General features: G+C 49.5%; 26 protein-coding genes. 8 read left to right on the top strand and 18 right to left on the bottom strand.

Annotated elements, in window-relative coordinates:
- Nucleotides 1-105 precede the first annotated feature (105 nt).
- The 3 genes from A3849_RS20930 to A3849_RS20920 all read right to left on the bottom strand — a co-directional run bounded on the left by A3849_RS20930 (nt 106) and on the right by A3849_RS20920 (nt 2,094).
- Complete coding sequence (locus A3849_RS20930) at nt 106-777, bottom strand: HAD family hydrolase (RefSeq protein ID WP_074113163.1); 672 nt, start codon at nt 775-777, stop codon at nt 106-108.
- Between the two features lie 143 nt (nt 778-920).
- Nucleotides 921-1,376, bottom strand: a complete 456-nt coding sequence (locus A3849_RS20925) for a DUF3939 domain-containing protein (RefSeq protein WP_074086214.1) — start codon at nt 1,374-1,376, stop codon at nt 921-923.
- A 121-nt stretch (nt 1,377-1,497) separates the two neighbouring features.
- The gene (locus A3849_RS20920; protein ID WP_074107143.1) at nt 1,498-2,094 is read right to left on the bottom strand and encodes a DUF2087 domain-containing protein; all 597 of its coding nucleotides are present in this window, start codon (nt 2,092-2,094) and stop codon (nt 1,498-1,500) included.
- Between the two features lie 197 nt (nt 2,095-2,291).
- Here A3849_RS20920 and A3849_RS20915 point away from each other — a divergent pair, with 197 nt between their 5' ends.
- Nucleotides 2,292-3,278, top strand: a complete 987-nt coding sequence (locus A3849_RS20915) for a YpdA family putative bacillithiol disulfide reductase (RefSeq protein ID WP_074113162.1) — start codon at nt 2,292-2,294, stop codon at nt 3,276-3,278.
- Nucleotides 3,279-3,366: 88 nt separating this feature from the next.
- Nucleotides 3,367-3,810: a DUF441 domain-containing protein gene (locus A3849_RS20910; protein ID WP_074113161.1), complete on the top strand. Its 444-nt coding sequence runs from the start codon at nt 3,367-3,369 to the stop codon at nt 3,808-3,810.
- Between the two features lie 66 nt (nt 3,811-3,876).
- Here the strand turns inward: A3849_RS20910 and A3849_RS20905 are convergent, their stop codons facing one another.
- From A3849_RS20905 to A3849_RS20895, 3 genes are all read right to left on the bottom strand, one after another.
- Nucleotides 3,877-4,434 (bottom strand): hypothetical protein, encoded by a 558-nt coding sequence (locus A3849_RS20905; RefSeq protein WP_074113160.1) that lies wholly within the window; start codon nt 4,432-4,434, stop codon nt 3,877-3,879.
- Nucleotides 4,431-4,850, bottom strand: coding sequence for a MerR family transcriptional regulator (locus A3849_RS20900; protein ID WP_074113159.1), 420 nt, complete (start codon nt 4,848-4,850; stop codon nt 4,431-4,433). Before A3849_RS20900 ends, A3849_RS20905 begins: the two co-directional genes overlap by 4 nt.
- Before the next feature lie 166 nt (nt 4,851-5,016).
- A complete protein-coding gene (locus tag A3849_RS20895; RefSeq protein ID WP_074113158.1) occupies nt 5,017-6,765 on the bottom strand; it encodes an ABC transporter ATP-binding protein in 1,749 nt (582 codons plus the stop codon).
- 137 nt (nt 6,766-6,902) lie between these two features.
- Between A3849_RS20895 and A3849_RS20890 the strand changes: the two genes are divergently transcribed.
- Entirely contained in the window at nt 6,903-7,418 is a 516-nt protein-coding gene (locus A3849_RS20890) for an ADP-heptose synthase (protein WP_074113157.1), read from the top strand.
- An 80-nt stretch (nt 7,419-7,498) separates the two neighbouring features.
- Here the strand turns inward: A3849_RS20890 and A3849_RS20885 are convergent, their stop codons facing one another.
- On the bottom strand, nt 7,499-7,816 hold the full coding sequence (locus A3849_RS20885) for a HesB/YadR/YfhF family protein (protein ID WP_074113156.1): 318 nt from the start codon (nt 7,814-7,816) through the stop codon (nt 7,499-7,501).
- 531 nt (nt 7,817-8,347) lie between these two features.
- Between A3849_RS20885 and A3849_RS20880 the strand changes: the two genes are divergently transcribed.
- The 3 genes from A3849_RS20880 (at nt 8,348) to A3849_RS20870 (ending at nt 13,693) form a co-directional block, all read left to right on the top strand.
- Nucleotides 8,348-10,096, top strand: a complete 1,749-nt coding sequence (locus A3849_RS20880; protein WP_074113155.1) for an ABC transporter ATP-binding protein — start codon at nt 8,348-8,350, stop codon at nt 10,094-10,096.
- Nucleotides 10,097-10,214: 118 nt separating this feature from the next.
- Nucleotides 10,215-12,299 (top strand): ABC transporter ATP-binding protein, encoded by a 2,085-nt coding sequence (locus tag A3849_RS20875; protein ID WP_074113154.1) that lies wholly within the window; start codon nt 10,215-10,217, stop codon nt 12,297-12,299.
- A gap of 143 nt (nt 12,300-12,442) precedes the next feature.
- Entirely contained in the window at nt 12,443-13,693 is a 1,251-nt protein-coding gene (locus A3849_RS20870) for a DNA glycosylase AlkZ-like family protein (RefSeq protein WP_074113153.1), read from the top strand.
- Between the two features lie 9 nt (nt 13,694-13,702).
- Here A3849_RS20870 and A3849_RS20865 read toward each other — a convergent pair whose 3' ends face one another.
- From A3849_RS20865 to A3849_RS20840, 6 genes are all read right to left on the bottom strand, one after another.
- Entirely contained in the window at nt 13,703-14,167 is a 465-nt protein-coding gene (locus A3849_RS20865) for a hypothetical protein (RefSeq protein ID WP_074113152.1), read from the bottom strand.
- Between the two features lie 40 nt (nt 14,168-14,207).
- Nucleotides 14,208-14,918, bottom strand: a complete 711-nt coding sequence (locus tag A3849_RS20860; RefSeq protein ID WP_074113151.1) for a hypothetical protein — start codon at nt 14,916-14,918, stop codon at nt 14,208-14,210.
- Complete coding sequence (locus tag A3849_RS20855; RefSeq protein ID WP_143191877.1) at nt 14,915-15,133, bottom strand: hypothetical protein; 219 nt, start codon at nt 15,131-15,133, stop codon at nt 14,915-14,917. The genes A3849_RS20860 and A3849_RS20855 overlap by 4 nt, the downstream gene beginning before the upstream one ends.
- 56 nt (nt 15,134-15,189) lie before the next feature.
- Nucleotides 15,190-15,879 (bottom strand): ATP-binding cassette domain-containing protein, encoded by a 690-nt coding sequence (locus A3849_RS20850; RefSeq protein WP_074113149.1) that lies wholly within the window; start codon nt 15,877-15,879, stop codon nt 15,190-15,192.
- Nucleotides 15,880-16,066: 187 nt separating this feature from the next.
- Nucleotides 16,067-16,414: a four-helix bundle copper-binding protein gene (locus A3849_RS20845; RefSeq protein WP_074113148.1), complete on the bottom strand. Its 348-nt coding sequence runs from the start codon at nt 16,412-16,414 to the stop codon at nt 16,067-16,069.
- A 91-nt stretch (nt 16,415-16,505) separates the two neighbouring features.
- Complete coding sequence (locus tag A3849_RS20840; protein WP_074113147.1) at nt 16,506-17,540, bottom strand: CobW family GTP-binding protein; 1,035 nt, start codon at nt 17,538-17,540, stop codon at nt 16,506-16,508.
- Between the two features lie 160 nt (nt 17,541-17,700).
- On the opposite strand from A3849_RS20840, the gene A3849_RS20835 reads away from it, so the two are divergent.
- Both A3849_RS20835 and A3849_RS20830 read left to right on the top strand, forming a co-directional pair.
- Nucleotides 17,701-18,237 carry a MogA/MoaB family molybdenum cofactor biosynthesis protein gene (locus tag A3849_RS20835; RefSeq protein ID WP_074113146.1) on the top strand — a complete coding sequence of 179 codons (537 nt, stop codon included), beginning with the start codon at nt 17,701-17,703 and terminating at the stop codon, nt 18,235-18,237.
- A 58-nt stretch (nt 18,238-18,295) separates the two neighbouring features.
- Nucleotides 18,296-18,745 (top strand): HIT family protein, encoded by a 450-nt coding sequence (locus A3849_RS20830; protein WP_074113145.1) that lies wholly within the window; start codon nt 18,296-18,298, stop codon nt 18,743-18,745.
- A 134-nt stretch (nt 18,746-18,879) separates the two neighbouring features.
- On the opposite strand, the gene A3849_RS20825 is transcribed toward A3849_RS20830, so the two are convergent.
- From A3849_RS20825 to A3849_RS20805, 5 genes are all read right to left on the bottom strand, one after another.
- The gene (locus tag A3849_RS20825; protein WP_074113144.1) at nt 18,880-19,482 is read right to left on the bottom strand and encodes a DUF1349 domain-containing protein; all 603 of its coding nucleotides are present in this window, start codon (nt 19,480-19,482) and stop codon (nt 18,880-18,882) included.
- The gene (locus A3849_RS20820) at nt 19,479-20,684 is read right to left on the bottom strand and encodes an MFS transporter (RefSeq protein WP_074113143.1); all 1,206 of its coding nucleotides are present in this window, start codon (nt 20,682-20,684) and stop codon (nt 19,479-19,481) included. Before A3849_RS20820 ends, A3849_RS20825 begins: the two co-directional genes overlap by 4 nt.
- Before the next feature lie 13 nt (nt 20,685-20,697).
- Nucleotides 20,698-21,726: an ROK family transcriptional regulator gene (locus A3849_RS20815; RefSeq protein ID WP_074113142.1), complete on the bottom strand. Its 1,029-nt coding sequence runs from the start codon at nt 21,724-21,726 to the stop codon at nt 20,698-20,700.
- Between the two features lie 144 nt (nt 21,727-21,870).
- A complete protein-coding gene (locus A3849_RS20810) occupies nt 21,871-24,177 on the bottom strand; it encodes a thiamine pyrophosphate-dependent enzyme (protein WP_074113141.1) in 2,307 nt (768 codons plus the stop codon).
- A gap of 26 nt (nt 24,178-24,203) precedes the next feature.
- A complete protein-coding gene (locus A3849_RS20805) occupies nt 24,204-25,214 on the bottom strand; it encodes a 2-oxoacid:acceptor oxidoreductase family protein (RefSeq protein ID WP_074113140.1) in 1,011 nt (336 codons plus the stop codon).
- Nucleotides 25,215-25,230 lie beyond the last annotated feature (16 nt).

The raw sequence follows: 25,230 nt of genomic DNA, 5'->3' as shown, positions 1-25,230 counted from the left end.
GAAGTAACCGTATAAACTGTCATATAACATCGTCTCCTTCCGAACTAATATGGTGTAATGATAAACGGAGCTGCATTATATTGTCAACCCCGCAATCATATGCCGCTATATTATAGTCTTCAGTTCATCCAGCTCATGAATGGTTTTCCAAGGATGGGCATCCAGCTGTTCATCCCACGGATGATTGCGTTTTAGCCATATGGTCTGCATTCCAGCCTTGGCTGCTCCCCAGATATCATTCACCGGATGGTCCCCGATAAACAAGGTTTCTTCTGCGGTTGCACCCAGCCTTTCCAGTGCAAGCAGGTAGATCTCCGGATCAGGCTTGCTGATCCCAACCTCTCCTGAGATCACGATCGCCTTGAAGTAACCGCGAAGCTGAAGCAGATCGATTTTGCCATATTGGATATCCTTCTTGCCGTTCGTCACCAAACCCAGGATATATCCGCGCTCCCGGCAATATTCCAGAATATGGGCAGCATGCTTCATAAGCGCTCCGTGAGTAATATAAGTCTTGTCATAATAAGCACGTATGTCTATAGCTGATAGTGGTTTTTGCCAGGGCAGTACGTCACTTAATTCGGCAAAAAAACCATCTTTATCCCGGTATCCGTCCGCATCTCTGAGGATGATGTCCTCCACAACCCGCTCTGCCTCTCCTGGCTCCAAATGGCCCAGAAAATCCTGCACGAACTTCCGGATGAAGCTGCGAAATGTATGGTCGCGGTCCATTAACGTGTTATCCAGATCAAACAGCAAAGCTTGTACTTTTCTCATTCCAGTTCCCCTTGTTCCTTGAATTTCATTCCGTATCCAGTCAGAAATCCATTGTACTATGGGGGAACGCGCAAAGAAAAGACCATTCCGGTAAAAGAGGTCTTATCCCTCTTCAACTGAACAGTCCGCGGATTCGTATCCCGTTATTCAAAATGCTCCGGCCGATGCGTAAGCATCATTTCCTCTTCGGTAATATATAAGGGAAAAGGCGGAGTTTCCTTCAGATACCGTTCACTGGCGAGCAGCCGGTAATGCACCTCAGGCAGCCAGGCATCCTCAATCAGCGGGAGCTTGCCGGTATCACTGATATAGTTATCTACAGCTGATTGGACCAAATCCAGATAATAAGGCACGAGCTTGTCAGCTTCCTCAAAAATCTCAAAGGTCTCGCGGGACATATAAAACTTTTGCTGGGGTATACCGCCTAAATAACGGGTAAGCCGGCTTAGATCAATGCTTTTATCCTCTAATAATAGAGCCGTACGGTTGATTGGAGCGGGCATATCTTCTTCAAATTGCCTTACAGCCTGCTTGATCTGCGGTAAGGTAACAGTGATAGGGACAGTGGACGTATTTTTCTTGGCGCGCTTGAATATCATACTGAAAGTCTCCTTTCGAAGTATATGTCAGATAACGCTTACAATTCCATTTTATTCGTTATTCAGACATTTAATCAGCTTGCCTGTCTTTTGTCACAGAAAATACCCAATCTTTAGATCATTATTTGACATTTTCCCAATGTGTCCACAACTCGGGCGGATTCAGTTCATAGTGTTCATTCTGCCGGTACATGAATTGATGCATAATGAACTCGCGGCGAATGGTTGCATAGTCTTCATGAAATGGTTTAATGAACTCGTTAATCTCTTTCTCCGTATAGACTACGCCCGGCTCCAGCTTTTCGACCATATACTGCAGAGCGATCAGCTTCTTCTTGTACTGAGCGGGGATCTGCCGCAAACGTCCGTCTTTGGCGAAGAAATTACGCAGCACCGAATCCTTCAGGCTTGTATCTGGCGACTCTTTCTCCATATCTTCCACCCCCTTGGAAAAAATAAACTTTAGTGATGCCTCCGAACCGGCCTGAATAAACTCGGGATTCAGCATAAAATATACTGTGTTCTTGTCTCTACGCTCTGTGATTAGCGCGGCTTCCCGCAGTTTCGCGGCGTGATGCGTCACGGTGGGTTGCGACAAATTCAGCTTTTCTGCCAAGGCCTGCCCGTGAACCTCCCCTTTGGACAGCAACAGAAGAATCCGTAAACGTGTCGGGTCAGACAAAGCTTTGTGGTAATTTACAATTTTATCAAGCTGCAATGAGGGCACTCTCCTATACAATACAATTATCCAAAATTCACAGGACGAATATAGTTTAGATATATATCTAATTATATCTCATTCCATGGACTGGAGCAAGTGCTATCACCCGGATTTACGGGAAGAATGGCGAAAATTTTAAATTTAGGGTACGCTTTATAGAAAAGCAAGTTATTATTCGGGAGGCTTGAAGCTTAATGAAAGATGTCATCATAATCGGTGCAGGTCCATGCGGATTGTCCGCTGCTATTGAATGCCAACGCCAAGGATTGTCCAGCCTGATCATCGAAAAGAATTTCATTGTCCATTCCATCTATCTCTATCCGACCAACATGCAATTCTTCAGCACCACTGCGCTGCTGGAAATCGGAAATGTTCCATTCACCTCACCCAATGACAAACCTTTCCGCCATGAAGCTCTGGTCTACTACCGGCGCGCTGCGGAACAGCATGGTCTGGAAATTGCCGCTTACGAGGAAGCCTTATCTGTTCAACCAATGGAAGATGGGACCTTTACCGTACATACCTGCAACAAACGGGGAGAAACTCTTACCCGGACGGCTGCCAACATAGTGATCTCTACAGGATATTTTGACCAGCCGAACCTGATTGGAATTCCAGGAGAGGAGCTTCCCAAGGTTACCCATTATTTTGGAGAAGCCCATCCCTATACGGGGATGAAGGTAACCGTAATCGGCGGCAGTAATTCTGCTGTCGATGCTGCACTGGAGCTCGTACGCGTTGGAGCCAAAGTGGATATGGTGTACCGGGGAGCCAGCATATCTGAGAATATTAAGCCCTGGGTTCGTCCGATCTTCGAGAGCATGGTTCAGAAGGAGAAGATTGTTCTGCACGTCGAGTCACGGGTGACTGAAATTACTCCAGGATCAGTAATCATCACTAGCCACAGCGGCGATGTAACTGAACTGGATAATGACTTTGTGCTGGCCTTAACAGGATTTAGACCCAGCAGGACGTTACTCTCCTCCGCTGGTGTAAGCATGGACGATAGCCAAGATAAACCGGCCTTTAATCCCTCTACCATGGAGAGTAATGTACCCGGACTTTACATCGCAGGGGTCATTGCCTCCGGACGCAATGCCAATGAGGTATTCATCGAAACCGGTCGCGGGCACGGTCAGTTGATCGCGGATCATATCGTCTCCAAACGTCTGGCCGAGTAAGTTCCGCCTCATAAAAATACGCATAGCTCGATCTAAATGGTTGTTAAAGCATTGGGCATATTAGAAAAAAAGGAGTGTGCCGCCTGCTATGGATATAACCTCTTTATTACTTCTCGGATTTGCAGCACTGGGCATTATCAGTAAAAATTCACCCATCACTATCGCAATGGTTGTTCTGCTGCTGCTGCGGGTACTTGGACTTCAACAGACTTTTCCCTGGCTGGAAAAGTACGGTCTGACGGTCGGAATTATCATCCTGACCATCGGTGTGATGACTCCGTTGGCCAGCGGTAAAATCTCGCTGGATACCATTTGGCACTCCTTCCTGCATTGGAAGTCGCTTGCAGCAATTGCTGTCGGCATCCTGGTGGCCTATCTTGGAGGCCGGGGAGCTCTTCTTATGGGCAGTCAGCCTACAATTATTGCCGGTCTTTTGATCGGGACCGTACTCGGAGTAGCTTTATTTAAAGGAGTTCCCGTAGGACCGCTGATCGCTGCCGGGATTTTGTCGCTGCTGATCGGAAGAGGATAATAATTTACTCTGCGATTACCAAGAAGGCTGCAGGTTCGCTCAAAAGCGTCCGCAGCCTTTTTTAGATTAATGGTATCCTTCAACCCTGTACTTCTTCTCCAATTCAGACTGGTAATAAGGATCATAACGAATTTGCCTTCCAGGTGTACAGTCTAGCAGCTCTTTATTCCCATGATGATTAGAATGCTTAGTGTTATGCGGATAATGTTCTTTTACTTTTTGGACGATCTCATCATCCATAAGGGGCAGACCCGCCTCTTCTTCATTTGAGATCATGAGAGGAACAGGGAGTGAATATTCCCGTTCCTCGCCACTTTCCTCCACACAGGACACCGTTATTATTAGCTCTGTCCATCCGCAGCCAATCGGCTGTAATGTATAGATCTCCAGCAATAACTCGCTTGGTGATTGCAGGGACTCAAGGATAATTTGACGGTCTGCACCCACAAGGTATTCTCCGGCAGCTCCAGTCCAGTAGATCCCCTTGGGAAGCTGCAGCCGGACTTCTGCTCGTTTCACACCGGTTAACGGGGCCAGGCGGATCCACAGATGATTCATTCCTTCTTCATGCTCAAGAAAGGACTTGGCGAAGCGGATCTCCAGCGGAAGTGAATTTTCAATCATTGTTTGTTCTCTCCTTTCAGCAGCCGGGTCACAGCCTCAATCATCTCTGATTTCAGTTGCGGTGTGATTTGCGGACTTACCGTGAGCATTACATCTTCGTTAATCACCAGCGTCTCGTGCTGCAGAATGTGCTCCGGCTGGTAGAACCTTAGCCGGGCACCGATGCTGGCAACTTCCTCGGCAGTGAGCGCAGACAGCTTCATTTGAATATCCGCCAGGGACTCGCCGCTCTTGGATAAGGTCAGAATCGCCCGCAAAGATTCCAAGTGTCTGTCGGTATATACTCTTTTATTCCCCACTAGCTCCAGGGGCGGCAGCATCCCTATCTGAGTATAATACCGGACCGTTCTTAAATTTATATCCGCATCCTCCTGCTGGAGAATATCAGCCAATTGCTTACCGGTGTACACATTCATCAGGTTCATCCCCCGTTATAAAACGTCTTATCACAAAAAGTTACACTCAAGTGTTTCGGTTACAGTATACTGTAACTATAATCGAAATGCAACGGTTTTGCTGGAAAGATCAAGTTCACAAAAAAACGGCCCCCACAGGGACCGCTTCGTCTTGACTTACACAACCTTAAGCATCCAACCTCTGTACATTAAACAGCCGGGCATAACTCCCGTCAAGCGCCATAAGTTCCTCATGAGTTCCCCGTTCGGTAATTTCCCCATTCTCCAAAACGACGATCTGATCCGCATGGGTGATCGTAGATAGCCTATGAGCCACAATAAGTGTAGTACGCTCCGAAGCCAGCGATTGCAGCGCCTGCTGGATCAGATGCTCGGATTCCAAATCAAGTGCTGAAGTGGCCTCGTCAAGAATCAACACTTTGGGATCTTTCAGGAAAACACGTGCGATAGAGACGCGCTGCTTCTGTCCACCGGATAGCTTCACTCCGCGTTCTCCCACCTCCGTGTCATACCCATCCGGCAGCTGCATAATGAAATCATGAGCATTCGCAGCCCGTGCAGACGCGACAATCTCCTGCTCCCCCGCTACGGGATTGCCAAAAAGGATGTTATCGCGCACCGAGCCGCTGAAGAGAAAGTTATCCTGGAGCACCATCCCTACGGTCCGCCTCAGGCTCTCCTGTGTTAGACTTCTAACATCCTGGCCGTCCATGCACAGACTGCCTTCTGTAATATCGTAGAATCGCGGAATTAGACTGATCAAAGAGGATTTCCCTCCTCCGCTCATCCCGACAAAAGCCACTGTCTGTCCCGGATCGATGCGAAGTTCAATATTTTTCAATACCCAGTCATTCTCATCGTTGTATTTGAACCACACCTTCCGGAACTCTATAGCTCCAGATGGCGCCACTAGTGGCTTGGCACCCGGTTCATCGATGATATCATAAGGTTCATCCAGAAGCTCCATTACCCGTTCAAGTGATGCGGACGCTTGGGTCAGCACGGTTGAGGAATTGATCAGACGACGCAGAGGCGCGTACATCCGGTCCAGATAGCCGAAGAACGCCACAAAGGTCCCGAGCGATAAACTGCCGTGAATAACCTGATACCCCCCGTACCCGATTACCAGCAGTGGCGCGATGTCTGTAAGGGTGTTGATAATGGCAAAAGTAATTGCATTCCAGCGCGTCTGGGCCATCGCCTTTTCCAGGAATTTACCATTGATGTCTTCGAACTGCTTCTTGTCCACCTTCTCCATAGTAAAGCTGCGGATAATCGCAATCCCCTGAATCCGTTCATGCAAATACCCTTGAATCGCCGCAAGCGCCTGGGAACGGTCCTTAGTTAGCAGCTTAAGACGCTTGTAAAGCGTGTTCACTGCAATGCCATACAGTGGCAGTATAGCAATCGATACAAGGGCCAGCACCGGATTCAGATAGAACATAAAGGCCAGGGCGAACACCAGTGTGAACATATCCAGCCAGACATTCATCATGCCGACTTCAACGAGATTTTTACTTTGTTCAACGTCATTGATAAATCTGGAGATCGCTTCACCGACTTTAGTATTCTGGTAATAGCGAAGCGAGAGCCGCTGCAGATGTCCATACAGTCTGTTACGCATGTCAAACAACACTCTGCTGGTAATCAGCTGAGCAAAATACTGGCGGTAATACTCTACCGGACCCCGGATAATCACGAACAGCACAAGTGAGCCCCCGAGTACAGTCATAAGCTTCGATACTCTCGCTGCAACCGTGAGCGCCGGATTGTTCAACAGGTCATCGACCACATACTTCAGAATAAGAGGCAGGGTAAGCGGAATACTGAACTTGATCATGCCGATGAACAGGGTGAGGACAATCCATTTCATGTAGGGCCGTACAAAAGTATAATAAGATTTCCATTGCTTCACAGGAAGTAGCGTCCTTTCTCTTTACCGTGTTGATTGGGTACTGTTGACATTTTCGTTCCACAGTGTTTTTATATTTTTAAGTCCATAGGTACGCGTTCAACTCTAAATAGCAGTACCCGAACTTCAGGAGGATAACGATGTCCAGACAATTTGTGACCGAAGCCGTCATGATGGCGATTTACGGCCAGCTTCTCATTCCGCGGAGCCCCGTAGAATATATAGTGCCTTACACTACCGTGATGGAATTATACGAACTGCGGGACAGCGACGAACCTCTGATGAGCCATGCGGAGGATGACCAGCATGTGAAGCTCAAAATCCGCGAGCTTATTGCTTATTTCGAGGAGCCGCTGAATTCCAAAAAAATCAACCGCTGTCTGAACATCCCCTGGGCCAAAAGCTCCGGCATCCTGCTGGGAAGCCACGCACTAGTCACTATTATCAACAGTGTCGATAACGCAACGTATGGAGAAACGTTCGATCCCATTGAAACGGAGCTGCTGCTGACCTCACAGAGGGAGAAAGTGCCGGTTCTAACCGATCAATTCGAGCTGATTCAGCGCATCATTGAAGGTGGTGTCCCTGTTCAGGTGTTTGATATTGATGATTTTGATTTTGCCATGGAGGAAGAAACCTTCCGCAGCTCGCACTAAGCTCCTCCCGCTCTAGCCGCCACACAAAAAGCCCTGCCTTTTGGCAAGGGCTTTTTGTCCATATCAGTATCCCCGCTGCATCATTCGTTCTGAACCCCCGCTACCGCCTCAGGTTTATACACATAGTCAATATCATCCTCGGATTCCGAATACACAATGGACAGGCTATAACCCTCCATATACCACAGATCCTGCTCTTCCATATAAAAAATAATTCCCGCCTGATCCGTCTGCACAGCAGGACGGCCAGGAGGCTCATCTGCAATCCCCAGCGAGAAGCCTGGATGCAGTCCTCCTCCTGAGCTGTAGCGGGGAAATAAACGGAGATAAGCCCCGTCCTGAAGTGATAGTTCCCGCTTGAACCAGGCGGCGGCATCTTTGCTGATTTCCATCTTCATCTGTTTTAGCACCTCCTGTATATACTAATCATACTGAAATTATATCGATATTCCAAATCATTTAAGCGGATATCATTCTACAGCTTATTCGAAAATTATTCAAAATTACATTTGACAATTCTTCAGGCCGGGTGATAAACTCGGAACATAACGAATCGTCTTCAAGTTATTACCAAAATTAATGAAAGGGGTGAGCGCGGTGTTTAACCTTGTACCTGTATATTTCCTCACTATTGTCGGCACGCATACTCAACTGAATACCGAAGCAGCCCCAGCAGTGGAAACCTCCTGAGATTCATGCGCGTTATGCGTAGCGTGTGAAATCAAATTAGGCAAGTCTCTTCCATGTCTCTGTGCTGCATTACAGCACCGTGGACATGATAGCTGATGTAAATTACAGGCATATCATCCGTTACCGGATGGTATGCCTTTTTGTATGCTGGTAAGAGTTGCCACTTTCATTAATCACTACCGTCTTGAGCGTTTCTTAAAAGCCGACAATCATTTCAACACGAAAGGAAGGGATTTCCCTTGTTCTCCGTTCTCCGCAATCTCGGCTGGTTTTTCCGCCGCGAAAAAAAACGCTATGCTATTGGACTTATTTTACTGATTGTTGCCGGTGTTCTGGAGCTTCTGCCCCCCCGCCTGCTGGGTAATGCCATTGATGACATTGTCAGCGGTTCAATCACCGCAAGTTCACTCATGAAGTACATTGGCATGATTGTTCTCATGCTGCTGATTATCTATTGGATCACCTACATATGGATGCACAAGCTTTTCGGAGGGTCCAACCTGGTAGAGCGTCTTCTGCGCTCCCGATTCATGAATCACCTGATGACCATGACTCCTTCGTTCTTTGAACGCAACCGTACGGGTGACCTGATGGCCCGTGCCACCAATGATATCCGGGCTGTCTCGGCAACCGTTGGCTTCGGGATGCTTACACTTGTCGATTCAACCATTTTTCTCACTGTCGTGCTGCTCGCCATGGGTTTCCTCGTCAGCTGGAAGTTGACCCTTGCGGCTGTACTGCCGCTGCCGCTTATTGCGATCGCTATGATCTTCTACGGAAAAGCCATTCATGACCGTTACAGTCTGGCGCAAGATGCTTTCGGAGATATGAACGATCAGGTGCTGGAGTCAGTATCCGGTATTCGCGTCATCCGCGCTTATGTACAGGAACGGCATGACGAGAAGCGTTTTAGCGACATTACGGAAGATGTCTACCGCAAAAATATGGCCGTAGCACGGGTTGACTCCTTCTTCGAGCCAACCATCCGGCTGTGCGTCGGACTCAGTTACATTATCGCTCTTACTTATGGGATCTATCTTGTTTTCCGCAACCAGATCACCTTGGGAGACCTGGTCTCTTTCAATATGTATCTCGGGATGATCGTCTGGCCTATGTTCGCCATTGGTGAGCTGATCAACATTATGCAGCGCGGCGGCGCTTCACTGGAACGGATCGACGAAACATTGAATTCAAAACCGGATGTGCAGGATATTCCCTATCCGGTTCCTGTGGTTCAGCCCGCCACTATCGAATTAAAGGACGTAACCTTCCGTTATCCTTCCTCAACGATCGATAATCTCAGCGGGGTCAGCTTCTCGCTTACCCAAGGCCAGACACTTGGCGTTGTCGGACGTACCGGGAGTGGTAAATCCACCCTGCTCAAGCAGCTGCTGCATGAATATCCGACAGGCCAAGGGGAAATTCTGATTTCGGATGTGCCTATTGGGCAGATTGCTTTGGATCAGCTTCACAGCTGGATGGGGTATGTACCGCAGGAACAGATTCTATTCTCCAAATCCGTACGTGAAAACATCCAGTTTGGTCACCACGGAGCCAGCGATGACCGCATTATGGATGCAATCACAGCAGCGGCATTCCAGAACGATCTCGGTACCTTGTCCGACGGTCTGGATACCTTGGTCGGTGAACGCGGTGTCTCCCTCTCCGGGGGGCAGAAACAGCGGGTATCGATCTCCAGAGCCTTTATTGCCAATCCCGACATTCTAATTCTGGATGACGCACTATCCGCCGTTGACGCACGGACTGAAGCCAAAATTATTGAGAACATCCGTGAGGAACGGGCTGGTAAAACTACATTAATCTCGACACACCGCCTGTCCGCGATTGAGCATGCCGACTTGATTGTCGTACTGGATAATGGACAGATCACCGAGCGCGGGACCCATCAGGAGCTGCTGGACATGAACGGCTGGTACCGTGAGCAATTCGACCGGCAGCAGGTAGAGAACAACCTGACCAATGAATAATGGGTTATGTCCATCCAAGATGCAATACAACAAAACTTAAGCGTATGCTTACGAAGCGAGTTTTGTACGTAGTGAACTCCATCAAAATACGCTTACAAACTTTTAGGAGGTGTCACCGTTGACACAGAGTACAGGCAAACGCCTGCTGCAGTATGCTTTAACTGCCAAAAAGACTTTTATCGCAGCCCTATTGCTGCTTACTATCGGAGTGGCGGCTGAGCTTGCAGGCCCTTTTATCGCCAAGAGCATGATTGATAACCACATGCTGGGCATCGAGAAGCCCTACTTCCAGACCCCTTCATCCGACGAAGCAGCTGAATATAACAACATCTACTACAAACGCGGTGACCGTTTTGCGCCGGGTGAGGCCAAAGGCCAGGAGGTCCGCCTGCTTCAGGAAGGCAGATCCTTCTACTTCATCAATGAACCGGTAGCGCAGCCTGACGGCGAGCGGACCTACCGTGATGGCTCACTATATATCAAGCATGGAGATTCAGAAGCTGTCTACCCGGCTGTGAAGCTGTCGGCGGACGAACTGTTTTCCTTTTACAAACCCGAACTACCTGGAATCTACGAGCTTGTAGGCTTGTATGCCCTGTTCCTGGTGATTTCGATCTTTGCGGAATTCGGTAAAACCTACTGGCTGCAATCCTCGGCCAATCAGGTGATCCGTAAGCTGCGGACCGATGTGTATGCGCACATCCAGCGGCTGCCGGTTTACTTTTTTGACAACTTGCCTGCCGGCAAAGTCGTGTCACGGGTGACGAATGATACGGAAGCGGTAAAAGATTTGTTCATTGCCGTACTGTCTAACTTCAGCACAGGGATTATCAATATCTTAGGCGTGTACGTAGCCCTGTTCCTGTTGGATATCCGTCTTGGCCTGGTAAGCTTGTTCATCGTGCCGATTGTGGTTCTCTGGATCATCCTGTACCGCAAGGTTGCCACCAAATACAATACCATTATCCGATCACGCCTTAGTGAGATTAACGCCATTATCAATGAATCGATTCAGGGGATGTCAATCATCCGTATCTTCCGCCGCCAGAAGCAGAGTAAGGAAGAATTCGAGAAACTCAATGACGATTATTTGAAATATCAGAACAAAATGCTGAATCTGAACGCCTTTACTTCCCACAATCTGGTGAATTCGCTGCGCAGCCTCTCCTTTGTGCTCGTCCTGTGGTACTTCGGCTTCGGCAGTCTGGGTGGTTCTACCTTTGTGTCACTAGGTGTGCTGTATGCTTTTGTTGATGTACTCGGACGGATGTTTCAGCCAATTACCGGGATGGTCAACCAGCTTGCCAACCTTGACAGCTCCATGGTTTCTGCGGGGCGGGTGTTCACGCTGATGGATGAACCCGGTGAACCGGTCACCGATGGAAGTATGCCGCGTTACAAAGGAAATGTGGTATTCAAGGATGTCTCTTTTGCCTATAAAAAAGACTTCGTCCTGAAGGACATCTCCTTCGAAGCGCGTCCCGGTGAGACTGTGGCCCTTGTAGGCCATACCGGATCCGGCAAAAGCTCGATCATCAACTTACTGTTCCGCTTTTATGATCCGCAGCGCGGCACCATTACGATTGACGGAGAGGAGGTTAAAGGCATACCGAAGCAGTGGCTGCGCAGTCACATGGGTATTGTATTGCAAGACCCTTACCTCTTCACTGGCACCATCGCTTCAAATGTAAGTCTTGGAGATGAGCGAATTTCACGTGAACGTGTGGAACGGGCACTGCGCGAAGTGGGTGCAGATAAACTGCTGGCTCATTTGCCTCAAGGCTTCGACGAGCCGGTGGTCGAGAAAGGCAGCACCTTGTCGGCAGGCCAGCGACAGCTGATTTCATTCGCCAGAGCGTTATCCTTTGATCCGGCGATTCTGATCCTGGATGAAGCCACCTCCAATATCGACACGGAAACAGAGAGTCTGATTCAGGAAGCGCTCGAAGTGCTCAAGAAGGGCCGCACTACCTTCATCATTGCCCACCGCCTCTCCACCATCCGCAGTGCGGACCAGATTCTGGTTCTGCACCGGGGAGAGATCGTTGAGCGCGGCAGCCATGATGAATTAATGGCCCTCGGCGGAAGATACTTCCGCATGTATCAGCTGCAGCTCGGTGCTGGGGGAGGCTCAGAGCTTCCGGCTCCCGGTCCGGATCACCGGTTAGAAGCAGTCCTACAGCCATCCATAAAACAAGTCTAATAGCGCGGGCATCGTTCTCTAAGATGAAGCCCACCAAAAAAAGCCCTTGATGCAGAGCTATCGCATCAGGGGCTTTTGAATGCTTGTGCAGGGAACGTTTGTTCCGTATAATGAAAGCAATACGTAAGATCGGGGTGGAAACAATGATCACTTATTCGCTCAGTAAGCGGCAAGCCCGGCAGTTCCTGCTTCAGCATCAACGGCTAGTCTCCGGCGGCTCAGCTCATGGTAAGGCTGCCATTTACGACTTCATCCGCCATGTGGGCTGCATTCAATATGATCCGCTCCGAATTGCCGGTCATAATCATGAGCTCGTACTGCAGGCGCGGATTCCGGGGTTTGTCCCTGAGCTTGCCTCTGAGCTGCTCTACAAGGACAGACTTCTGGTCGACGGCTGGGACAAGAATATGTCGATCTACTGCACGGAGGACTGGCCGTACTTTCAGCGCCGCAGAGATATGGCTGCAGAACGCTATCAGGGCAATGAGGCACTCGGAGCTATGGTGTCGCATGTACGAGAAGAATTGATCGGGCGCGGCCCCCTCTCTTCACTGGATCTGGAGAGCAAAGATAAGATTGATTGGGCCTGGGCTCCGGCACGGCTATCCCGTGCGGCTATGGAGAGTATGTATTTCTGGGGTGAAATCTCCGTACATCACCGCATACACACTCGCCGTTATTATGATTTCACGGCAAAATTGCTACCAGAGCCCCTGCTCAGTACCGAGGACCCTAATGTGACTTTTGAGCAGTACTACGACTGGTATGTGCTGCGCAGAATAGGCAGCATCGGCCTGCAGTGGAACAAATCCGGGGACGGCTGGCTGGGGATCGCAGGCTTGAAGAGTAAGGAACGGACAGCCGCAATCGATCGGTTGCTGCACAGGGACTCGCTCCGCGAGGTCCGCGTCGATGGCCTGAAGCTTCCGCTATACATGCGGACCTCAGATGCCCACGTATTGGAAGAGATATTAGCAGACGGCGATACTCTTAATCATAACGAAGCCGGCGTTGATTTCGCCGCTGCACTGGCTCCGCTAGATAATCTGCTCTGGGACAGAGAACTGATCAAGCAATTGTTCGGATTCACTTACCGCTGGGAAGTATACAAACCCGTTGCTGAACGAGAGTACGGTTATTATGTGCTGCCACTGCTCTACGGAGACCGTTTCATTGCGCGCTTCGAACCGGTAATGGACAATAAAAATGGTGTACTGAACATTTTGCGCTGGTGGTGGGAAGCGGATATGAGCTTGAGCGCAGAGATGATCCCTGCGCTTACAGCCGCTCTAGATGCGCTTGCAAAGTGTACGCGGGCCTCATCGATCCGGTTCGCTCCCGGAGTGGCGGTGAGCAATGGGCTTCAGGCCCTGGAATCCCGCTTCCAACAATAATCCCCCTATTCAAATCAGCTTTTCCTCTTCAAGACCCAGTTTGCTGTACATCTCAGTGCAGTAGCCCTGTAGCTTGATCTCAAGCCTGCGGGCTTTATTCTTGAAACGCTTTAGTTCACGGATCATATGTGCTCTGCCAGCAGGTGTGAATGTCTCCTGAATTCGCTCTTTGAAATAGTCGTGTACAATATGATTACGCTGCTTCCATACAGCCTGAAGCTGGTTGGTTTCCTCTTCCGAAAAAGGGAAGTGATGCTGGATTTCTTTGATGAGTTGGCCGAGTGAATTGCTGAGCTTGCGCTGATACAGTTCAGCAAGATCTGCTTCTGTAGGCGTTTCTCCCTGAGATAGCTTCGTTAGTAGCAGCAGGTTAGTTAACTGCTGCTCCAGTGCCTGGCAGTAGTAGACAGCTAGGCCGAAATAAGCAAATAGCTCTTTGGATTGTTCACTCTCCGGTAGGTGTGTATCCTTCATCTTTCCTCCCGTTCCTCTTTCTGTCTAGTATTTTACATCATTATAAGCTTTTGCTGTCATCCATACGGCTGGAGCGGTATAGATTGAATCCAGTGAACAGCACAATATAGATCAATGCATGCATGAAAACACCCAGCAATTGTATAAGGGGCAAATCATCCGCATTCATTAGGGCATCCATAACCGGATATGACGGTGGTAGCAGAATATAAACGAAGGGACCTGGAATGAGCTCACTCAGCTTCTGGCTGCCAATGGATAAAATTACAACTGTAAGCATTAGTCCCGCGGCATAACTCGTTTTGGTTACCCAGGAAGCCTGGAGGTACAAGGATATCGTCACACCCAGCAATCCCAGGAGCGCATGCCCGGCGAATGCGATAACTATCCTGTATAGACCTGCCGGTTCATCAAATTGTCCTGTAAGCACCGGATAACCCACAACCAGCAGATCAAGCAGCAAGATCAACGCGCCTAAGGTAAGGAGAGTACCGGTGTTATATCGGAGCTTGCTCCTTGCCTGAACGATTGAAACCTGCCGTTGCACCGGGTGCTCATGATTCAACAAGCTTAACCCTAACCAGGCAGAACCTACAAACAGGATAATCGTTGTGGCGGCAAAGCTGTTCATCACAGGATTAGGTTTATAGGAATAAAGGAGCAGCACAGCAATGATTGTAAACGCAACAGGACCAAAGTACCGCTGTGAAGCAGTATAGCTGCGAAGCATATAAAAAACAATCCACCTCATCCCTTTGCTCCCCCTTTGACTGGTTTGGGGTCCATCCATTGCTCCAGACCACCAGCACTTAAACCGCCGCAAGGTTCTACTGATACTACTGACCCTTCTGCCTGCAGGATGTGGCGAAGATAATTATCTGCCGCTGCAATCTCTAGAGTCGCTGCTAAATAATTCCCCGGTGTACCCTCCAGTGCATGTATGGAAGTAACCCCGGGTATGTCCATAATCCCTGCTTTTCGTTGCTCTGAAATGCCTTTGCAAACTATGTAAACAGCGGGTGTCACCCGCATTTCCTCTTGGCTATGGATGGTTGTAACCGTTCTGCCAGCATGCAGGACATGTACGTTGTCAGCCAGAGCTTCAATCGTCTGCGGCTCATGGATGGAGAATACAATCCCGTCCCGCCGCGCTTCAGCTCCTTCAGATGGCCGATAAGTGCATGCTGTGCGGGAAGATCAAGTCCTGACATCGGCTCGTAGAGCAGCAGCAGCTGCGGGCGTGCAATCAGACTTTGAATTAAGTTCACTTTTTGCAGCATTCCTTTGGAAAACCCGTCCATCCGCTGCCTGCGAAACTCTTCCAGATGAAAAATCTCCAGCAATTCTGCCATTCTGGCTTCCGCTTCTGCAGATGCAAGTCCCGCAATCCTGGCCATGCTGAGTAAATAATGCTCTGCTGACATCTTTAGCCCCGGAAAAGCTTCAGGGGCATACCCCGTGGCACCCCTGCGCCCGCTGCGCACTATGATCCCGGAGGATAACTTTGTCAATCCGGCAAGAATGGAGAGCAGCGTGCTCTTACCGGATCCATTCCGGCCAATCAGGGCCGTTGCCATTCCACCTTCCACAAGCAAGGATATCTCACTCAACACAGGACGTCGGTCATATAGCTTCGTGGCCCGGCTCAGCTCAATAATTGGCACAAATGGACCGTCCGACTGCTGGCTTGTACCGATCCCTGTAAGAGTCATACCGCTATATCCTCCTCTTCACATTCTTCATACCATAAATTCGCCGGGGCAGCTTCGATCTCCTTTTAAACCTGACAAATGATTCATAATTACAACAAAAAACCAGAACCCCACAGTATGGACTGCTGGAGCCTCTGGTTTTGGAATAACTCAGCTAGAACCTTATATAAAGGGATTGGAAACAGGATTAAGCGTATACCTCTACTGCTCCACTGATCAACCGGCAGGCGATAGCAGTGGCACGGCAGGAATCAATACATCCCTGACAATGGGTATGTACATGCTTGCTGCTCTCATCGGCACAACGTTCGCAAATTTCAGCGCACAGGCGGAGAATTTCTGCAACGAATGGACTTTGACGGGTCATGGCCTGGACAGCAAAAGAGCAAATATCCGCACACTCCCTGTCCAGCCTGATGCTCTCACGAAGTGAGGCAAGATCGTATTCTTTTAGGCTTGCGACGTAGCTATAGTTACAGGCGTTCATGGTTTGAATACAAGCATCGATGCACTCCTGATATTGAATTCGGGTCATAGCCTTTTACCTCCTGCAATTTTATAGGGTATGCCTATGTATTAACCTGCAAGAATAGGAACGAACCATTCTCCTGCTTGGAGGAATTCCCCTACAAACTTCTCTTTACAGCCGCGGGTCTAGCCAATATACGCTTCTCCAGCTGGAGGAGTCGGGTCCGAAGTTCACTGGAAGCAAAGTGCTCACCGATGAATACCGCCACATCCGGCACTTCGCCCTGAGGGGTAATTTTCATGAAATCAGCCTCTCTATAGGCATACTGGAACAAAAACCGGCTGGAGGTATCACTGAAGGTAACAATCCCTTTTGCACGGTAGACATCCCTGGGGAGCTCCTTGATAAACTGTTCGAATTCCTCGCTGTTCACTGGACGTTTGAAATAGTGGGTATACGCCATCACATGGTCATGGGTGGAATGTGAAGCACCCGTCAATTGAGTATCCTTACTTGTAAGATCCTGATCTTCTGACTCCTGAAGCTCATCGCCTTCCCCGAAGCGGGCTTCGGTATGAATGCCGCCAAGACCATCAAGCAGCTCTTCTGGATCAAGCGCGCAGCGGACCGCAGGCAGGATTTCCGCATAAGCGTTCCATTTGCGCAGAATCTCAGTAACCTCTTCCGCTTCCTCCTTCGTCACCCGGTCGGTTTTGTTCAGAATCAGCACTGAAGCGCAGCGGATCTGCTCTTGCATCAGCCGGTAAGTGGCACCTTGCTGGGAGCGGTACAGCTCAATCAGATGTGCAGCATCCACTACAGTGATCAGACCTTTCAGCTCCACCAATTGATACAATGAGATTTCAGTAACTGCATCTACAATCTCAAGCGGATTCGCCGCACCGGTCGCTTCAATAACAACAACATCGGGCGACTCTTTCTTAATCAGCGTAGCAAGCTCTGTGCTGAGATCGCCGCGGATGGAGCAGCAGATGCAACCGCCGAGCATTTCCGCCATCGGGACCGACTGCTCTACCAGTAGACCGTCCAGATTCACCTCACCCAACTCGTTCATCACTACCGCGGGTTTGAGCCCCAGGCCTTTCCAGTGGTCCAATAGGCGCTGCAGTAATGTTGTTTTGCCGCTTCCCAGAAATCCAGATAATATATAAACTGGCATAGCCTGTTCCATGTTTCATCTCTCCCTGACAAATTTCCGTTATGGTAGCGAGTGTACTACAAGTGCCTTTACGGTGCAAGGCAACAGCTGAAGTATAGTGTCCATAATCAGCCCCCTCCAGCTTGTCTTTGCTAACTCAATCCCCTATCATGAGGAATACATTGATAAATTGATGAAGAAGGAGCTGGTTCGCTTGTCATCCGTTGATGAACACCGGCGCGAAGCGCCTCAAAGTGTGGCCTGTTATGTCATTACGGTCTCGGACACCCGCACACAGGAAACCGATACCGGAGGCGCGCTGATCAGAACCATGCTCGAAGAAGCAGGATATGTGGTCATCGGCAGTACGATCGTCAAGGACGATTATGAAGATATCCGCGAGCTGGTCTATAAAAGCTCCGTTCACTCAGGCATCGAAGCCGTGCTCTTGACCGGTGGAACGGGAATCTCTCCCCGGGATACCACTTATGAGGCTGTGGCTTCCTTACTGGACAAAACACTCCCGGGATTCGGAGAAATCTTCCGGCTGCTCAGCTTCACCGAGGACATCGGCTCCGCAGCTATCCTCAGCCGGGCGATTGCCGGTACCATCGGCAGCACAGCAGTCTTCTCCATGCCCGGTTCAACTGGTGCGATCAAGCTCGCTATGGAGCGGTTGATCATCCCTGAGCTAAGACATGTCATGCGGGAGATCTATAAACGTTCGTAGGAGATTGAGATTGAGTTCCCTGTTCTATGGACAGAAGTACACTCAGGAGGTTTCATTCATGGAAGAATGCTTGATTTGCCAGCGGATCGGGATGATAGAAGCGGGGACGAACCCATATTTAGTACGCGAACTTGAAACAGGCTATGTGGTCCTTGGAGATCATCAATTTTTCGAAGGGTATACCCTGTTTCTCTGTAAGGAACACAAATGTGAGCTTCATGAACTGGATAACGACTTCAAACAGAAATTTCTCATTGAAATGAGCAAGGTTGCTGAAGCGGTGTACCGGGCGTTCAAGCCGAACAAACTGAATTATGAGCTGCTTGGGAACGGCGATTCCCATATGCACTGGCATATTTTCCCCAGAAGGTTAAGCGAACCGAACCCCCATTCACCCGTATGGCGTACGCCAAAGGAAATTATGTATGCAGAGAATGCCAAACCAAGCGATGAAGTGCTGGAACAATTGAAGAAAAGTCTGTTGGCTGAGCTGGACGAGATATTGTAATTCAATAAGATTTGTCCATTCTCCTAAACGTTATAAACCCTAACAACCCGCCTGTATCCGTGGTGGCTTACCACTCCCATTTTTACAGGCGGGCTGTTGAAGAACAAGCTTTGGCAAAATGTGCTGACTTCTTTTTACTCCTCGGGAGGGTCTGTATGAATATCCGTATCTGGAGCTGTGTTCACCCAACGCAAGAACGTTACCTTGAGTCCGGCGCGGGTGGGGGCGCAGACAAACGGGCCTGCCTTTTTCCCATTCTCATATGGAAAACGAGCCACCCGGATCGTTCGCCAAGGATGGTTCTCTGTTCTGGCCCTGATGACTACTGCATCATTCATCCGTGAGGCCCGGATCGTAACCACCTCTCCAGCCCATTCCGCTACAGGTGACAGCGACCAATCGGAATAAACGTCGGTCACAACCGCACCGATATGCGGAACACCGTCGTTCAGCTCAATTCCGGCTTTGATCCAAACCTCATGATTGAGCCACAGCATGATTCCTGCCTGATCATACAGCTCTGTAAACCCCTGCAGTGAAAAGCTGACCTCAACAGCATCACTGTCCTCCCAGGGAGCCAGTAGGGCGTGTCCATTGTCATGCTGGAATCCGTACATTGTTTTTTCCCAATAATCGCTGCCCTCTGCTGCTGTTACAACAAATGCTCCATCCTGTACCTCTGCGGAGACTGGTTGATTACTCCAATCTCCACTCTGCCAATCCACTGCTCTAATCATATAGAGACCTCATCTTTCCGCTTATTCATCACAGCATTGATCTTCTCTGAGCTAATAAGCATTATAACAATATATCCCACAAGCATGAACGGAAGAATCACAAACGAGCTGCGGGCGGCAATCCATCCCAATAACGGCGGCAGAAATGCACCTCCTGTATACGCCATAGCCATTTGATAGCCCATAATTCTTTGGGAATGTTCCTTCCCGAAGCGGGCGGGTGTCTCATGAAGCATACACGGAAATATGGGTGCCGATCCGAGTCCCACAAGAATAAATCCAAACAGGGAATATACAGCCGGCAAAGGCAGTAACAGCAGCAGCGCACCCAGCAGCGAGATCAATATACCGGTACGAATAAGCTGGCGGTTATTAAATCTGAAAGTGACAAAACCGGTGACCAGTCTGCCCACTGTTATCCCCCCATAATAGAGAGATACCCAGCCAGCGGCCGTTGCTGCTGACAGTCCCTTCTCATTGACCAGAAAGCTGCTGCCCCAGAGTCCAAGCGTCGCTTCTACCCCGCAGTAAAAAAGAAAGGTAACCAGCGCCAGCTTCACACCCTTGATGCGCAGTATACCTGCTACAGGAATCTGCGGCGAGATGACTTCCTGCTGAACATCTGTTGCTGCTGCCATTGATTCACCCGTCGGTTCTGCCCGCTTCCAGAGCGGTAGGGAAATGAACAGCAGTATAACCAGCACGAACTGAATCAGGCTGACCGTCAAATATCCTTGCCGCCAGGAATCACCCGCAGCAATATAACGCGACATAATAATAGGCCCAAGCATAGCGCCTACACCCCAGAAGCAGTGAAGCCAGCTCATGTGGTGGGCTTTGTAGTGGGTAGCTACATAATTATTCAGCCCGGCATCAATGGAGCCGGCGCCAAGTCCAAGCGGAAGGCATAATACAGCCAGCCAGATGATTGAAGGCGAATACGTAAAACCAAGTAATGCGAGTGCGGTCACAGCAACGCTGATAAAAGTAACTTTCCCCGTGCCCAGCTTCTGCAGCACCATCCCGCTGGCTAGACTGGAAATGATTGTACCCGCGACAACGATCATGGATAGCAATCCCGCAGCATCCACCGGGGCTGCGAAATCGGGACGCATCATCGGCCAAGCCGCCCCAAGCATCGAATCCGGTAAGCCAAGACTGATAAAAGCCAAATAAATAATAATGAGAAAAATAGTAGCCATGAATGTCAACCGCCTATACTCCAGATTTGGTCAATTGCAGCCCTGTCTCCAGGGTTGATAGTGTTGAAACGATCATTCCTTGCAAATAATCTCCAGCGAAATCCATACTGAGCACAAGATGAGGAACCGCACCGGGCGGCAGCAGCTTTGCACATTGTTCTGTAATACCTGTCAGATGCCCCTCCTGCAAAAAACTTCCATATAGTACCACCGTCCCGGGGTTTAGCACACTGCTGACAGCAGACACCAGCCTGGCAATGGCGATAGTCAGCTTCTCCGTTGAGGACTGCCATTCGCTGCTGCTCCAATCAATACCCAATGGGATATTGGCCACTTCCCCGGCAAAACCGCTTTTTCCTTTCTGAAGCCTGCCGTTCGTGATAATCCCAGCCCCTGGTGGAAAACGGTCAGGAAAGTATAAATAGATTGCTGGAGCGTCTGTCTCCATCGCAGTTCTGCTGTAGTTTCCGATTGCCGCAGCATTCACATCATTCTCGATAATTACCTGCTTCCGGTAACGCTGTCTGAAATGCTCCGCTACTGGAATGCCACGCAGAGTATCATAATCTGATACCACCAGTCTGCCATCCGCTTCAGCACCCGGTAGTCCAAAACCAATTGCCCCTATAGCAGGAAATAGCTTCAACACTTCATCGATGATGTCTTCGAAGCAGGCGAGATTAACCTTTTGCACAGGTATGCTCTCCTCATGCAGACAACGCCCAAAGAGCGTAACCACGGTGCAGCGGATACTGATCCCTCCAAGCTCTTCAAATGGAAACAGGATCAATGCCAAGGCATACTCATCATTGTATATGTACTGCTGGGCAGGTCTTCCCCCGCTGGATGAGATTAGCCCCGCCTCCACCACCTCAGTATGCTGGATTAAAATTTCAAGCACTGTACCGACTGTAACGATACTCAGGCCTGTTCCCTCGGCAATCTGCCGTTTGGTGGCTTGTTTACATTCCTTCAAGACACGCCGAACCAGGTTGATATTCACTTCCTTAATTACCAGAGCGTTTCCTCCGATATTCTTCATTTCTGTTCACCTCGCTTATTATAATACTTTATAAAAGTGTTTTATTAAACAGTTTTTTTCGTGAGATCCTGACAAAAAAAAAGCCCGGCAGATAAATTCTGCCAGGCCTGTGTTTTTTATTTATGAGTACAGATTATATAAATCCTACAAATCCGGGTGCTCGTGTTTGGCTTTGAGACGGTTCCAGCGGCGCTGTACTTCACCCTCGAAGGCGCGCAGCGCCGGTTCGTTTTCGGGCTTGAGAAGATGACGCGTTTTGCCCATTGTTTTCAGCCATGCAGCAACTTCCACCCGCTTGTCCTTCTCTTCCGGATTGTACGTAATCGTCGTCGTGCCCTGCTCAACTTCATAGAGCGGGAAGAAGCAGGATTCTACTGCCAGCGATACAATATTCGTACCGTCCTTGTCTTCACTCATCCAGTTCAGCGGACAAGCAATAAGAATCTTGCCATAGACCAGACCTTCATTCTGGGCATACCACTGGGCTTTGGCGGCCTTCTTGAGCAGATCCTGCGGATAAGCCTCACAGCCGGTAAATACATAAGGGATGTTGGTGGCTGCCATAATCTGCGCGGTATCCTTATGCTGGGTTACTTTACCCTGCTGTGTTTTGCCGATGCTTGAAGTCGATGTCCGGTGGCCGAGAGGTGTGGAATACGACTGTTGGGCGCCTGTATTCATATATCCCTCGTTATCGTACTCAACAATAATCATCTTGTGACCACGCAATGCAGCACCGATGGCCGGACCCATGCCGATATCCATTCCCCCGTCACCAGTTACCATGACAAAGGTAAAGTCTTCCTGCAGTCCCAGTCCATCCAGTTCTCCGCGGCGTTTGCGTTCCCAGAACATCTCCACGACACCGGACAACGTAGCTGCACCATTCTGGAACAAGTTGTGGATGAATGTCGATTTATGAGCTGAATAAGGATAACCGGTCGTTGTGACCATTGCACAGCCTGTGTGATACAGGGCAACAATATCCCCTTCAATGCCTTTGAAGAACAGCTCCAGTCCGGAGAAAATGCCACAGCCCGGACATGCGCCGTGTCCCGGTGATAACCGTCTTGGTTTCTTCATCAGGCTGCGGATTGGCGGAACCTTCACACTAAGCTTGCCTGTCTCTTCGTTCTGCTTCACGGTTATAAGACCTGTCTTCAGTGATTCAAAACTCATCGGCTTCAGCAGACGCTTCGGCGCTTTGTCCGGCGTTCCAGGATTGTGGCCATAGTAATCAAACGGAATTTCCACACGGTCAGCAACAACTGCATCCATTGCCAATTGGAAGAAATGATGTCCGTCTTCGGCATAGAAGTCCTTGCCTCCCAGTCCATAAATCCGGCTGATTACTTTGGTGGTGGTATTTCCGTAAGTAAACAGTGCTGCCTTGATCTCGTTAACCATGTTGCCGCCATGTCCGCCGACAGAATCTGCACGGTCACCGACCGTAATAGCCTTCACATTCTTCAGTGCTTCAGCGATTTGCTTCTGCGGGAATGGGCGGATCATATTCGGGGAGATGGCCCCGGCTTTGATCCCTTGGAGGCGAAGCTGGTCTACAACATCCTTGATGATCTCCGAAGCGGAGTTCATCAGAAATACAGCAACATCGGCATCTTCCATCCGGTACTGCTCGATCATCGGATAGTGGCGTCCGGTCAGCTCAGCGAATTCCTGGGCAATCTCTTCGAATACCTCTCCGGCATTGTACATGGCAACGGATTGCTGGTAACGGTTATTAATATAATCCGGTTCGTTCATGTACGGTCCTACGGTAACCGGATTGTTGCGGTCCAAGGTGTCTGTGAAGCCCACTGGGGGCTGTTCACCAACAAACTTATGAACATCCTCCCGATGGGCAAAAGCTTGTACACGACGCTTCTGGTGAGATGTGAAATAGCCGTCAGATGCGACCATTACCGGAAGGCGGACCTTGGCGTGTTCAGCCAGCTTCAGGGCCATCAGATTCATGTCGTAGACAGACTGAGGATCACGGCACATCAGAATCGGCCAGCCGGTATTGAGGGCAAAATACAGATCGGAGTGGTCACCGTGAATATTAAGGGGACCGGAGATCGAGCGGCAGATCAGGTTCATGACCATTGGCATGCGCGTACCTGCTTGTACAGGCAGTTGCTCCAGCATGAACATATAGCCTTGGGCACTGGTTGCGTTGAATACGCGTCCGCCTGCCGTCGATGCGCCGTAACAGATCCCCGCAGAGCTATGTTCGCCATCGGACGGTACAAGCATGATGTCGTGCTGTCCGCTAGCTTTCATAGTATCCAGGAACTGGGCCACTTCAGTAGATGGCGAAATCGGAAAATAGCCCATCACGTGATAGTTGATCTGATGAGCAGCATATGCAGCCATTTCATTACCGGATTCATATAGGAATTTCTGCTCCACTTTGGTGGAGCCTACTTCTTGTTCATAATCAATAGCCATTATTCATTCCACCTTTCTTCCAAGGATTAAACCTGTGTAATCAGATCAAATTGGTGATGCACTGTGTGGGTGTCCGCATAGCCTTCCTTCTCACGCTGGCTTGACAGTGCGGATGTCGGACAGGCATCGACACATTTCAGGCAACCCTTGCAATATTGATAATCGATACCCGTCAGGAACATTTGTGAACGGCCCTTGCGGTCAATCCGTTCTTCCCATACAAAGCACTGATCCGGACATACCGTATCGCACTGAGCACAGTGGATGCACGCTTCGTTCTCATACGCCGGGATCATACCGGAGCGGGAAATACTCAAATTTTTCAGAAAGGTGCTCCCTGGATTAATAATAGATCCGCCAATCGGCTGTGTATCATAACCCAGAACTCCAATATCGGAACGGACATATTCAGGCATGCTATCCCCTGCAGCCAGCTCAAATTGCATAAACTTCACTTCATTATAGCCGCGGTCAAACGTTGTGATGGCTGACTCGACTGCCTGGGGATATTTTTTGCCAAGGGACTTCTCAATAACATCCTTCATCGTTGCAGTATCAAGAAACGGACAGAGCCGGAACAACGCGCCCAGCATTGCCATATTCACACGATTCTTCTCTTTCAGTGCAATGCTAGTTGCATCAATCACGGCAATGGTTCCGGCTTTCATCTTCAGCAGCTCTTTCAGTTCCTCCGGCGTTTTGGCCGAATTCACAAGAACAGTGCTCTGCTCATGAATACCACTGGTCACGTTGACTGTCTTGGCCAGCGCTTCATGGAATACACCCACAACATGCGGACGTTCCACAGGAGAGGTATCGCGGATAGGTGTGTTCAGATCGCAGAAACGGATATGAGCCTTAACAGCAGACCCCTTCTTCTCCGAGCCGTAAGACGAGAAACTGACGCCATTAAGACCCGCTCCGACCACCCCTGCTTCTGCAAGCATTTTACCAGCCAGGTTCGCACCTAAGCCTCCAATGGACTCCAGACGAATCTCAAAAAATCCGAGATCGTTAACGATTGGTAATTGTACCACCGACATAACCCCTTTC

The sequence above is a fragment of the Paenibacillus sp. P46E genome, from assembly GCF_001909095.1.
In the GTDB taxonomy this organism is placed as follows: Bacteria; Bacillota; Bacilli; order Paenibacillales; family Paenibacillaceae; genus Paenibacillus_AQ; species Paenibacillus_AQ helianthi.
Note: the sequence above shows the minus strand (reverse complement) of the source record. Positions and strands in the feature narration are given on the sequence as shown.